This is a genomic window from Nocardioides endophyticus, from assembly GCF_039543845.1.
GTDB lineage: Bacteria > Actinomycetota > Actinomycetes > Propionibacteriales > Nocardioidaceae > Nocardioides > Nocardioides endophyticus.
In genome coordinates this window covers 21,643-33,778 of the sequence record NZ_BAABKN010000009.1, presented here as the reverse complement: position 1 = coordinate 33,778, position 12,136 = coordinate 21,643, and the positions used below count along the sequence as shown (strand labels likewise).

Annotated in this window: 10 protein-coding genes and 2 pseudogenes; 9 read left to right on the top strand and 3 right to left on the bottom strand. The window is 68.8% G+C overall.

Annotated elements, in window-relative coordinates:
• Window positions 1–25 precede the first annotated feature (25 nt).
• Window positions 26–817, top strand: coding sequence for an ABC transporter permease (locus ABEA33_RS06030; protein WP_345525786.1), 792 nt, complete (start codon window positions 26–28; stop codon window positions 815–817).
• Window positions 818–889: 72 nt separating this feature from the next.
• On the opposite strand, the gene ileS is transcribed toward ABEA33_RS06030, so the two are convergent.
• Complete coding sequence (gene ileS / locus ABEA33_RS06025) at window positions 890–4,102, bottom strand: isoleucine--tRNA ligase (protein ID WP_345525784.1); 3,213 nt, start codon at window positions 4,100–4,102, stop codon at window positions 890–892.
• Between the two features lie 481 nt (window positions 4,103–4,583).
• Between ileS and ABEA33_RS06020 the strand changes: the two genes are divergently transcribed.
• From ABEA33_RS06020 to ABEA33_RS05985, 8 genes and pseudogenes are all read left to right on the top strand, one after another.
• Window positions 4,584–4,883, top strand: coding sequence for a hypothetical protein (locus ABEA33_RS06020; protein ID WP_345525783.1), 300 nt, complete (start codon window positions 4,584–4,586; stop codon window positions 4,881–4,883).
• A gap of 46 nt (window positions 4,884–4,929) precedes the next feature.
• Entirely contained in the window at window positions 4,930–5,424 is a 495-nt protein-coding gene (locus ABEA33_RS06015) for a mycothiol transferase (protein WP_345525782.1), read from the top strand.
• A gap of 11 nt (window positions 5,425–5,435) precedes the next feature.
• Entirely contained in the window at window positions 5,436–6,407 is a 972-nt protein-coding gene (dapD, locus tag ABEA33_RS06010) for a 2,3,4,5-tetrahydropyridine-2,6-dicarboxylate N-succinyltransferase (RefSeq protein ID WP_345525780.1), read from the top strand.
• A gap of 131 nt (window positions 6,408–6,538) precedes the next feature.
• A pseudogene (locus ABEA33_RS06005) lies at window positions 6,539–7,690 on the top strand (transposase).
• 86 nt (window positions 7,691–7,776) lie between these two features.
• A complete protein-coding gene (locus ABEA33_RS06000; RefSeq protein WP_345525778.1) occupies window positions 7,777–8,544 on the top strand; it encodes an SDR family NAD(P)-dependent oxidoreductase in 768 nt (255 codons plus the stop codon).
• Window positions 8,545–8,941: 397 nt separating this feature from the next.
• Window positions 8,942–9,358, top strand: a pseudogene (locus tag ABEA33_RS05995) (transposase); the annotation flags it as partial.
• 35 nt (window positions 9,359–9,393) lie between these two features.
• Window positions 9,394–10,356 carry a VldE C-terminal domain-containing protein gene (locus tag ABEA33_RS05990; protein WP_345525776.1) on the top strand — a complete coding sequence of 321 codons (963 nt, stop codon included), beginning with the start codon at window positions 9,394–9,396 and terminating at the stop codon, window positions 10,354–10,356.
• A 138-nt stretch (window positions 10,357–10,494) separates the two neighbouring features.
• Window positions 10,495–10,677 carry a DUF5999 family protein gene (locus ABEA33_RS05985; RefSeq protein ID WP_345525774.1) on the top strand — a complete coding sequence of 61 codons (183 nt, stop codon included), beginning with the start codon at window positions 10,495–10,497 and terminating at the stop codon, window positions 10,675–10,677.
• Here the strand turns inward: ABEA33_RS05985 and dapC are convergent.
• Both dapC and fdxA read right to left on the bottom strand, forming a co-directional pair.
• The gene (gene dapC / locus ABEA33_RS05980; protein ID WP_345526290.1) at window positions 10,666–11,775 is read right to left on the bottom strand and encodes a succinyldiaminopimelate transaminase; all 1,110 of its coding nucleotides are present in this window, start codon (window positions 11,773–11,775) and stop codon (window positions 10,666–10,668) included. The genes ABEA33_RS05985 and dapC overlap by 12 nt on opposite strands.
• Window positions 11,775–12,101 (bottom strand): ferredoxin, encoded by a 327-nt coding sequence (gene fdxA / locus ABEA33_RS05975; protein ID WP_345525772.1) that lies wholly within the window; start codon window positions 12,099–12,101, stop codon window positions 11,775–11,777. The genes dapC and fdxA overlap by 1 nt, the downstream gene beginning before the upstream one ends.
• Between the last annotated feature and the right edge of the window lie 35 nt (window positions 12,102–12,136).

The following is a 12,136-nucleotide window of genomic DNA, read 5'->3' as shown; positions in this document are numbered from 1 at the left end:
TCGCTCGGTTCCCGCGGGGACCCCGATGAGCACGCCCCTGACGACGCTGCACCAGGGCTGGATCGTCACCCAGCGCGACCTGCGGCACTGGCAGCGCGAACCGTGGACGCCGGTCTTCGGCATCCTCTTCTCGCTGATGCTGCTGCTGGTCTTCGGCTACCTCTTCGGTGGCGCGATCGAGGTGCCCGGCGGCGGCGACTATCTGGCCTACCTCTTGCCCGGCATGTTCGCCCTCACCATGCTGTTCGGCGTCGAGACCACGATGGCCGCGATCACGCAGGACGCCAAGCGCGGCATCACCGACCGGTTCCGCTCGATGCCGATCAGCAGCGTCGCGATCCCGCTCGGCCGCTCGGTCGCCGACCTGACCAACTCCGCCGTCCAGCTCGCGGTGCTGGTGGTCGGCGGGCTGGTCGTCGGCTGGCGGATCGAGGACGGCCTGGCCAACGCCGCGCTCGCGATCGCGCTGCTGCTCTGGCTCCGGTTCGCGGTCCTGTGGATCGGGATCTACCTCGGCCTCGTGCTGCGCGGCGAGGGCTCGCTCGCCGCCGTACAGGTGATCGTCTGGCCGCTCGGATTCCTGTCGAACCTCTTCGTCGCGCCCGAGACCATGCCGACCTGGCTGGGCACGCTCGCGCAGTGGAACCCGGTCTCCGCGACCGCAGCCGCCGCCCGGGAGCTCTTCGGCAACCCGACCGGCATCACCGACGGAGTCCTGGCCCACCACGCCGTACTGGTCGCCTTCGCCTGGCCGCTCGTGCTGACGCTGGTGTTCCTGCCGCTGTCGGCCCGGGCCTATCGGAACCTGTCGCGGTAGCGGCCCGGCCGCCGGCGGACGTCATACGGACGGAGCAAGCGGATGCTCTGTCCGTATGACGTCCCGGCGATCTCAGGCCTTGGCGACCTCGATGGTCGGCTCGGCGACGTCCGCGGCGACCAGCTCGTACGCCGTCGCCAGCGTCTCGGACGTGATCAGGTCGCGGTGGGTCTCCGCCGCGGCCAGCACGTCCTCCGAGCCACCGATGGTCAGCGAGATCCGGTCGGAGACGTCGAGGCCGGCGTCACGACGCGCCTGCTGGATCTGCCGGACCAGGTCGCGGGCGAGACCCTCGGCAGCGAGCTCGGGCGTGACCTCGGTGTCGAGGACGACGAAGCCGCCACTGCGCAGCACACCGGTCGCGGAGTCGGCGTCGGCCGAGCCGGCGACGGTCTCGAGGGTGTACTCCCCCTCCTCGAGGGCCAGCCCACCGGCGGTGACGGTGCCGTCCTCGGCGACCGACCAGTCGCCGGACTTGGAGCCCTTGATCGCGACCTGCACCTCACGGCCCAATCTCGGCCCGGCGGCGCGGGCGTTGACGGTGAGCTTCTGCTCGACGCCGTACGACGCGGCCTCGTCGGACTCGGCCGCGAGCAGGCGGACGTCCTTGACGTTGACCTCGTCGCGGACGATCGCCTCGAAGCCGGCCAGCGCGGCCGGGTCGTCCACGACGACGGTCAGGGACCCCAGCGGCAGCCGGTTGCGCAGGTTGCGCGCCTTGCGCAGCGCGGACGCCGCGGAGCAGACCTCCCGGACCAGGTCCATCGCGGCGACCAGGTCGTCGTCGGCCGGCAGCTCGTCCACGAGGGGCCAGTCGGCGAGGTGCACCGAGCGACCGCCGGTCATCCCGCGCCAGACCTCCTCGGTCGTCAGCGGCATCAGCGGCGACGTCGCCCGGCAGACGACCTCGAGCACCGTGTAGAGCGTGTCGAAGGCCGCCTGGTTGTCGTCCCAGAAGCGGTCGCGCGAGCGCCGGATGTACCAGTTCGTCAGCACGTCGAGGAACGACCGGGTCGCGTCGCACGCGTCGGCCACGGCGTACGCGTCCAGCGACGCCGTCATCTCCTCGACGAAGTCGCGGCACTTGGCCAGCAGGTAGCGGTCGAGCGGGTCCGTCGACGCCGTCGAGACGGCGGCGTCGTACCCCTGCCCCTGACCGGCGGCGTTGGCGTAGAGCTGGAAGAAGTACCAGCTGTTCCAGAGCGGGATCAGCACCTGGCGCACCGAGTCGCGGATGCCCTGCTCGGTGACGACCAGGTTGCCGCCGCGCAGGATCGGCGACGACATCAGGAACCAGCGCATCGCGTCGGCACCGTCGCGGTCGAAGACCTCGCGCACGTCGGGGTAGTTGCGCAGCGACTTCGACATCTTGTTGCCGTCGGAGCCGAGCACGATGCCGTGGCTGATGCAGTTCTCGAACGCCGGCTTGTCGAAGATCGCCGTTGCCAGGATGTGCAGCGTGTAGAACCAGCCGCGGGTCTGGCCGATGTACTCGACGATGAAGTCCGCCGGGAAGTGGCCCACGGCGGAGCCGTCATCTGGCCCAGCGAACCACTCCTCGTTCTCGAAGGGGTAGTGCACCTGGGCGAAGCTCATCGAGCCCGAGTCGAACCACACGTCGAGCACGTCGGAGACGCGGCGCATCATCGACTTGCCCGTGGGGTCGTCCGGGTTGGGACGCACCAGGTCGTCGACGTACGGGCGGTGCAGGTCGGGCTCCCCCTGGTGGTTGAGCGGCAGCCTGCCGAAGTCGGCCTCGATCTGCTCGAACGAGCCGTAGACGTCGATGCGGGGGTACGCCGGGTCGTCGCTCTTCCACACCGGCACCGGGGAGCCCCAGAAGCGGTTGCGGGTGATCGACCAGTCGCGGGCGTTCTCCAGCCAGCGGCCGAACTGGCCGTCCTGGATGTGGTCCGGGACCCAGTTGATCTCCTGGTTGAGGTCGAGCATCCGCTGCTTGATCGCGGTCACCTCGACGAACCACGACGAGACGCCCTTGTAGATGAGGGGCTCGCGGCAGCGCCAGCAGTGCGGGTAGCTGTGGTCGTAGGTCTCGCGGCGCAGCAGCACCGTGCCCGGCGACACCGACCCGGTCTCCCCCGTGCCCGCGGTCGCGGCCTTGAGGTGGTCGATGACGTGCAGGTTGGCGTCGAAGACGAGCATGCCCTCGTAGTCGACGACGGGGAAGGTGAACTTCCCGTCCTTGCCGACCGGCATCACTGCCTCGATGCCCTCGCGGTCGGTGACGATCTTGTCGTCCTCACCGAACGCGCCCGCGGTGTGCACCATCCCCGTGCCGTCCGTGGTCGTCACGAACTCGGCAGGGACGACGCGGAAGGCGTTCTCGTGGCCCGCGTAGTACGTGAACGGCGGCGTGTAGACCAGTCCGACCAGGTCGGACCCCTTGCCGCGCCACGTGATCTCCGGCGAGTCACCGAGCTCGCGGGCGTACGACGCCAGGCGCGCCTCGGCCAGGATGTAGCGAACGCCTTCGACCTCGACCACCACGTAGTCGATGTCCTCGCCGACCATCACCGCCAGGTTGCTCGGGAGCGTCCACGGCGTCGTCGTCCAGACGAGCAGCTTGGCGCCCTGGAAGTCACCGGGAGTCGTCACGTCGTACCCGACCGTGACGGCCGGGTCCTGCCGCATCTGGTAGACGTCGTCGTCCATCCGCAGCTCGTGGTTGGACAGCGGCGTCTCGTCGTTCCAGCAGTAGGGCAGCACCCGGAAGCCCTCGTAGACGAGTCCCTTCTCGAACAACTGCTGGAAGGCCCAGATGACCGACTCCATGTAGTCGGGGTTCATGGTCCGGTAGTCGTTGTCGAAGTCGACCCAGCGCGCCTGACGGGTGACGTACTCGCGCCAGTCGCCGGTGTACTTCATCACCGACGCGCGGCAGGCCTCGTTGAACTTGTCGATGCCCATCTCGACGATCTCGTCGGTGGTCTTGATGCCGTTGAGGCGCATCGCCTCGAGCTCGGCGGGCAGCCCGTGGGTGTCCCAGCCGAAGCGGCGCTCGACCCTCTTGCCGCGCATCGTCTGGTAGCGCGGGATCAGGTCCTTGACGTAGCCGGTGAGCAGGTGGCCGTAGTGCGGGAGGCCGTTGGCGAACGGCGGGCCGTCGTAGAAGACGAACTCGTTAGCGCCGTTCTCGCCCGCGTCGCGCTGGTCGATGCTCGCCTGGAAGGTGCCGTCCTGCTCCCAGTACTTGAGGATCCGCTCCTCGATCTCGGGGAAGCGGGGACTCGAGGGAACGGCGCCATCGACCTTGGGGTACGTCATCGGGGTGTCTCTCTGTGGTGGGACTGCCAACCACAGGGACGACGCTCTGCTGATCACGGAGGCCGCGGTACCACCCTGCTTGCCGACCCGGAGGACGACCACTCAAACGGCTGTGACGGGCCTACCCGTCCGGTTCTACTGGGCCCGGTGGTTTCGAGGCTCTCAACCACCATGCTGTTCTTCCGGAGGCTCACCGCTGATGACGGCTCAAGCGCCTGTGGGCACAGCGTACGGCGCGGCCGACGCGCCCCGCCAATCGGATTCCCTCGGAGCGCCGACCCCAGGTGGCCGCGCCCGCGCCGGACGAGAAGTTCGAGTCGGAGTCACCCGGCCGCGACCCGACGACGGCGATCCCAGCTGCGAGGGCGATGACTGCGGCGGCGTTCACGGGTGCAGTGTGTCGCAGCACGAGACCCCACTTGCCGAGTGACATCGGGAGGCGATTGACTCCACGTCCTGCTCCATCGTCTCGGGAGGCACCATGTCGACCAACCCGTACATCTGGCTGCTGATCCCGCTCGCCGCCCTGGTCGTGATCATCCTCGGCGGCATCCTGGTCACCCGCCTGCAGAAGGCGACCGCCGCCGCCTCGGCGACCGCCCTGGCCACGCTGGATCGCAACGCCGCAGGGGCCGGTGCAGAGACTCGCGAGGAGTTCGTCCGTCGCCACCGGCACCAGCCCGGGGTGGTCGCGAACGGCGAGACCCTGGTCGACCTCTACGACCGGATCCGGGAGCTCGAGGAGCGTCTCGCGGCGATCGAGGCCGCGCCGCGCTCGTGACGCGAATCCGCTTGCGGTGCGCACCGCCAGGTGGTCGGCTGAGGCCATGACCGGCGACACGACTCGCGGCGAGGAAGCCGTCCTCCGCGAGTACCTCGACCACTTCCGGGCCACGTTCGAGCGTCAATGCGAGGGACTGGACGCCGAGCAGCTCGCGACCCGGTCGGTGCCACCGTCGACGCTGTCGCTGCTCGGCCTGCTGCGGCACCTGGCCGCGGTCGAGTACTCGTGGTGGCGCCGCGTGATGGACCACAATCTCGAGCTGCCCAAGATGTGGGGCAAGGACGAGCACCGCGACGCCGACTTCGACGGCGCCGTCGCCGATGACGCGGTCGTGGCGGAGGCATGGTCGGCGTGGCGCACCGAGGTCGCGTACGCCCAAGAGTTCCAGGCGAGCCACCCCATGGACCACCTCGGACAGCACGACGACGGTGACCTGGAGATGCGTGAGGTCGTCGTTCACCTCATCGAGGAGTACGCGCGGCACTGTGGCCACGCCGACCTGCTGCGCGAGTGCATCGACGGGCGGACGGGCCAGTAGCCTGTGCTGCTGTGACTGCGACTCCCTCGACTGCCCCCTCAACTGCATGGGGCTTCGGCCTCGCCACCCTCGACGCGTCCGGGACCGTCCTCGACGTGTGGTTCCCGGAGCCGGCGCTGGGCACGAAGCCGGTGGACGCGATCACCCCGGCGGAGCTGGGTCGCCTCCAGACGCGCGATGACGAGCGCAACACCACCAGCGAGGTGCTGCTGGTCGAGATCGCGGACCTGCAGGCCGCGCCGACCACGACCGAGGACGTCTGGCTGCGCCTGCACCTGCTGTCGTCGCGCCTGGTCGTCCCGCACTCGATCAACCTGGACGGCATCTTCGGCCTGCTCACCAACGTCGTGTGGACCAGTGCCGGCCCGTGCGCGGTCGCGGGCTTCGAGCTGACCCGGGCACGGCTGCGCGCCAACGGCCGGCACCTCACGGTCTTCGGCGTCGACAAGTTCCCGCGGATGGTCGACTACGTCCTGCCCGCGGGCGTCCGCATCGCCGACGCCGACCGGGTCCGCCTCGGCGCCCACCTCGCCGAGGGCACCACGGTCATGCACGAGGGCTTCGTCAACTACAACGCCGGCACGCTCGGCGCGAGCATGGTCGAGGGCCGGATCTCCGCGGGCGTCGTGGTCGGTGACGGCTCCGACATCGGCGGCGGCTCCTCGATCATGGGCACTCTCTCGGGCGGCGGCAAGCAGGTCATCTCGATCGGCGAGCGCTGCCTGCTCGGCGCGAACGCCGGCATCGGCATCTCGCTGGGCGACGACTGCGTCGTCGAGGCCGGCTGCTACATCACCGCCGGCACCAAGGTCACCGTCGCCGACACCAACCCGGCCCACAGCCGGACCCAGGTGGTCAAGGCGGTCGAGCTGTCGGGCGCCAGCAACGTGCTGTTCCGCCGTAACTCGGTCACCGGCGCCATCGAGGCGGTCCCGTGGAAGAGCACGGGCGTCGAGCTCAACGCCGCGTTGCACGCCAACTGAGGCTTTGGGGGCTCCTCCCACATGACGGTGTGGGCCGGGCTGGCGCGTCGGTCCCGGGGTAGGTGTCGAGGTCTTCCGAAGATGAAGGTTCCTACGCCTGGCATCTGGAAGACCTCGACGTGCCCGACGCTATCCCGCCGGCCGGCTTCGGCCGCCCTGACCTGACCACCTTCGCTCGACTCGACGGCCTCGGCCTCGCTGTCATCGGCCAACGGCTCGAACCCGGCAGGGCGGTCCTCGCGTGCCGAGTCATCGAGCCCGATCAGTGGTGCCGGCGCTGTGGCACGGAAGGTCGTGTGCGCGACAGTGTGATCCGCCGACTCGCGCACGAGCCGCTGGGCTGGCGTCCCACCACACTCGAAGTCGCTGTCCGGCGCTACCGGTGTCGAGAGTGCGGCCACGTGGGGCGCCAGGACATGACCGCTGCGGCCGAGCCGCGCGCGAAGCTGTCCCGCGGAGGGTTGCGGTGGGCGCTGGCGGGCATCGTGGTCCAACACCTGACCGTGGCTCGGGTTGCCGAGGGTCTTGGGTTGCGTGGGATACCGCTAACAACGCGACCCTGGCCGAGGGCAAGCGGGTCCTGGTCGACGACCCGGCCCGGTTCGACGGCGTGAAGGTCATCGGGGTCGACGAGCACGTCTGGAGGCACACACGACGTGGCGACAAGTACGGTGGTCATCAACCTCACCCCGGTCCGTGACAGCTCCGGGCCGGCATGACTGCTCGACATGGTCGAGGGCCGCTTCCAAGCAGGCGTTCAAGACCTGGACCGCTGCCGACGTCGGGTCCAGCTCGCGATCCACGGCCACCGCGGGTTCAAGGACGACTCGCTCTACAAGTCGAGGCGAACGCTGCACACCGGCGCCGGACTGCTCACCGACAAACAGACCGACCGGCTGCGTGTGCTGTTCGCCGACGACTCCCATGTCGAGGTCGAGGCAACCTGGGGCATCTACCAGCGCCTGATCACCGCCTACCGGCACGAGGGCCGCCGCCGTGGACACGAGTTGATGGCCACGCTGATCGCGGACCTCACCAGCGGTGTGCCGAAGGCGCTGACCGAGCTGATCGCACTGGGCCGGACCCTGAAGAAGCGAGCCGCCGACGTGCTGGCCTACTTCGACCGACCCGGCACCAGCAACGGACCGACCGAGGCGCTCAACGGCAGGCTCGAATACGTCCGCGGCAGCGCACTCGGATTCCGCAACCTCACCAACTACATCGCCAGATCGCTGCTCGAGACCGGCGGCTTCAGACCTCAACTACACCCTCGATTGGGATGAGCCCCTAAACGGGCGCCGGCGTGCTTTGCGGGGCACCCACTACCATGTCCGGGCAGAGATTTCTTACAGAACAGAGAGGCAGATAAGTGGAAAACCGTTTCGACGGAAAGACTGTAGTCATCACCGGCGGAGGTTCCGGGATCGGTGCAGCGACGGCAGCACGGTTCGGAGCAGAGGGCGCCCATGTAGTCGTCCTCGACATCGAGCGCGCCGCCGCGACAGCAGTGGCGGAGTCGCTTCCGGATTCTCTTGCCATCTGCGCCGACGTTGCCGACCCCTCAGCAGTTGAGCAGGCCTTCGACGAAGCCTTCGACCGATACGGGAGAATCGATGTCATCTTCAACAACGCCGGTATCGACGACAAGCCACAACCACTCCACGAGACTGACATCGAGAACTGGTCGCGAGTGAGTCGCATCAACGGAGATGGGTTCTTCTTCGTGTTGAAGTACGGCATCGCAAAGCTCCTGCAAAGCGGTGGCGGATCGGTGGTCAACACGGCTTCGACGGCTGCCCTTTCTGGCGTCAGCAACATATCGCCCTACACCTTCACCAAGACGGGCGTCGTAGGACTGACTCGCTCAGCAGCTTTGGAATACGCGGACCGGAACATCCGGGTGAATTGCGTCGCGCCCGGTGGGACCTTGACCCCGTTGCTGGAATCATTCATGGCCGCGCAGGAAGACCCTGTCGCCTACCGGGAAGCAACGGAGAACTATAACCCGATTCCCGGCTTCATCGAGCCGAACGACATCGCTGACGCCGTGCTGTTCCTCGCTTCCGAACAAGCGCGCCGGATCACCGGCCACACGTTGCCCGTCGATGGTGGCGTGCTGACAGTCGGCAGAAAATGAGCGATGCACAAGCGGAACGGTCCGCTGCAACGCGTCCATTGCATTCGCTCTCCTGCACCACCTGATGTCCCGGAAGGTCGACCTGCTTGACATCGATCAGTCTGCGTGAACGGTGGCGGCATCCAGCGGCGAGGTGGAGCTGTCACTGAACGGCCTCATCAACCTGGAGGCCTTTACAGGCTCTTCACAATCCAGGGTGTGGGCACGTAGTGACGTCGTCGGCGCGTCGTTGATCGGGTAGGCGTCGAGGCCTCCCGAGGATGAAGGCTCCTACACGCTCATCTGGGAGACCTCGACGTGCCCGACGCTACCGTTGCGGCGAGCCCTGCTGGGTTCGCATGCGCTGATCTGACCACCTTCTGTCGTCTCGACGAACTCGGGCTCGAGGTGACCGGCCAGCGACCTGCTCACCGACAAGCAGACCGACCGGCTCCGTGCGCTGTTCGCGGTCGATGCGCACGTCGAGGTCGAGGCGACCTGGAGCATCTATCAACGGATGATCGGCGCCTACCGCGAGCCGGACCGGGTCAAGGGCCGCGAGCTGATGGTCAAGCTGATCGACTCCGTCAGCAACGGCGTGCCGGCCGTACTGAGCGAGGTCGTCACGCTGGGCCGGACACTGAAGAAGCGCGCCGACGACTGCTGGCCTACTTTCGACCGGCCCGGCACATCGAACGGGCCGACTGAGGCGATCAACGGACGCCTCGGGCACCTCCGCGGCTCAGCCTTCGGGTTCCGCAACCTCACCAACTACATCGCCAGATCGCCACTCGAGTCCGGCGGGTTCAGACCACGACTACACCCTGGATTGTGAAGAGCGGCTTTGGGACACATCCGCACACTGGCTCCATGAAGCTCCGCACGGGCGTGGCCCTGGTCGGCCTCGCCAGTGTGGGCGTCGCCGCCGCTGTCGGCTACGGCCTGCTGCGTCAGGTGGCACCGATCTTCCGGCCCGACCAGTGCACCGCCACGGTCGACGGACGCACGGTCACCCTCGACGTGGAGCAGGCCGAGAACGCCGCGCTCATCACCGCCGTCGCGATCGACCGTGGGATGCCCGCCCGCGCGGCGACGATCGCCCTCGCGACGGCGTACCAGGAGTCGAAGCTCTACAACCTCGAGACCGGCGACCGCGACTCTCTCGGACTCTTCCAGCAGCGGCCGTCCCAGGGCTGGGGGACGCGCGCGGAGATCCTCGATCCCTACTACGCCGCGAACGCGTTCTACGACGAGCTCGCGAAGCTCGACGGCTACGAGGGGATGCGGGTCACGGTCGCGGCGCAGCGGGTGCAGCGTTCCGGCTTCCCGGAGGCGTACGCCGACCACGAGGCCGACGCCCGCGTGCTCGCCTCGGCGCTGACGGGCAACTCGCCGCATGCCTTCAGCTGCCGGCTCGGCGGCACCGTCGACGCCACCGCGACCCGGCTCACGAAGTCCGGGCTGACCAAGCGCGCCGAAGTGGTCCGCCGGGAGGTGACGGAGGTCTTCGACGACCCGCCGCTCGGCGGCTTCGCGCCCGGCGGCGTTCAGACCGGGCACATGGAGGGCTCCGCCCACTACGACGGACGGGCCGTCGACATCTTCGTCCGGCCGATCAGCCGGGCGAACAAGATCCGCGGGTGGGCGATCGCCCAGTACCTTGTCGCCCAGGCCGACCGGCTGGACCTCAAGACCGTGATCTTCGACGGCCGGATCTGGACGGCAGGCTGGAAGTCCGGAGACGAGTGGCGGGACTACAACCCGCCCGAGAGGGCCGGTGACCGCGCGATCCTGGAGCACCGCGACCACGTGCACGTCGACGTGTTCCCGTAGTCGACGACACCCGGCTGTGGGAACAGCCTGCGGATGTCGGTGGCCCGACGCATGCTGGGAGTGAGCAACCACAACTGCTCAGGCTTCACCGACCACGTGCCGATGGAGACGTAGACCACGTTCCTTTGGAGACCGCCGATGTGCACCCATTCACCGACCTGTCCGGACACCACCGCCGCCGACTGCTGCCGCGCTCAGGTGGTCGCCGATCACCACGGCGACCAGGGCTGGTGCCGCCTCTGCAACGGCGTCATCCTGTTCGACGACGGGCACTACCTGACGCCGGACGGGCACGACGCCACGATCGCGCTAGCCGGCTAGACGGGCGACCGCCGCGTCGACCCGCTCGTCCGTGGCGGTGAACGCCACCCGGACGTGCCGCGAGCCCGCGGCGCCGTAGAACGACCCCGGGGCGGCCAGGATGCCGCGCTCGGCGAGCCAGGCGATGGTCTCCCAGCAGTCCTGGTCCTTGGTCGACCAGAGGTAGAGCGAGGCCTCCGAGTGGTCGACCCGGAAGCCGGCCGACTCCAGCGCCTCGCGCAGCTTGGCCCGGCGCGCGGCGTACCGCGCGTGCTGCTCGACGACGTGCTCGTCGTCGTCCAGGGCGGCGGCCATCGCGAGCTGCTGCGGGCCGGGCATGATCAGCCCGAGGTTCTTGCGTACGGCGAGCAGCTCGCCGACCAGCGCCGGGTCACCGGCGACGAAGGCACACCGGTAGCCGGCCAGGTTGGAGCGCTTCGACAGCGAGTGGACCGCGAGGATGCCCTCGTGCGAACCGCCGCTGATCGAGGGGTGCAGCACCGACATCGGCGTCGCGTCCCAGGCGCACTCGAGGTAGCACTCGTCGGAGACCAGGATCGTGCCGCGCTCACGGCACCAGTCGACGACCTTCTTGAGGTGCTCCGGGGGCAGCACCCGCCCCGTCGGGTTGGACGGCGAGTTGATCCAGAGCAGGGCCGGGGTCTCGGGCCCGAGCGAGGTCAGCGAGTCGGTGGCGACGCCACGGGCGCCGGCGAGCGCCGCACCCACCTCGTACGTCGGGTAGGCGAGCTCCGGCCACGCGACCAGGTCGCCCGGTCCGACGCCGAGCTGGCCGGGCAGCGCGGCGACCAGCTCCTTGGAGCCGATGGTCGGCAGCACGCCGTCGAGCCCCAGGCCGGTGACGCCGTGGCGGCGGGCCAGCCAGTCGACGCAGGCCTGCCGCGTCGCGACCGTGCCGATGGTGAGCGGATAGCCCGGCGAGTCAGCGGCCGCGCGGAGCGCGTCCTGGACCACCGCTGGCGTCGGGTCGACCGGCGTGCCGATCGAGAGATCGACGATCCCGTCGGGGTGCGACCGGGCACGCTCGGCGTACTCGACCAGCGCGTCCCAGGGGAAGTCGGGCAGCCGTGCCGAGACGCGGCGGTCGCGCCCGGCGATCAGTGCTCGGTCTCCTGCGGAGGCAGCGCGGCGACCATCGGGTGGTCGTGGTCGATCTCGCCCATCTTCGCGGCGCCGCCGGGCGAGCCCAGGTCGTCGAAGAAGTGGACGTTGGCGTCGTAGTAGCCCTTGGACTCCTCGGGGACGTCGTCCTCGTAGAAGATCGCCTCGACCGGGCAGACCGGCTCGCAGGCACCGCAGTCGACGCACTCGTCGGGGTGGATGTAGAGCATCCGCTTGCCCTCGTAGATGCAGTCGACCGGACACTCGTCAACACACGCGCGGTCCTTGAGGTCGACGCACGGCTGGGAGATGACGTAGGTCACTGATTCCTCCTGGAGACAAGACGGGGAGCACGCGT

Coding starts and splice junctions, on each gene's coding strand:
- ABEA33_RS06030 (WP_345525786.1), top strand. CDS start 26: ATGAGCACGCCCCTGACGACGCTGCACCAGGGCTGGATCGTCACCCAG.
- ileS (WP_345525784.1), bottom strand. CDS start 4,102: ATGACGTACCCCAAGGTCGATGGCGCCGTTCCCTCGAGTCCCCGCTTC.
- ABEA33_RS06020 (WP_345525783.1), top strand. CDS start 4,584: ATGTCGACCAACCCGTACATCTGGCTGCTGATCCCGCTCGCCGCCCTG.
- ABEA33_RS06015 (WP_345525782.1), top strand. CDS start 4,930: ATGACCGGCGACACGACTCGCGGCGAGGAAGCCGTCCTCCGCGAGTAC.
- ABEA33_RS05990 (WP_345525776.1), top strand. CDS start 9,394: ATGAAGCTCCGCACGGGCGTGGCCCTGGTCGGCCTCGCCAGTGTGGGC.
- ABEA33_RS05985 (WP_345525774.1), top strand. CDS start 10,495: ATGTGCACCCATTCACCGACCTGTCCGGACACCACCGCCGCCGACTGC.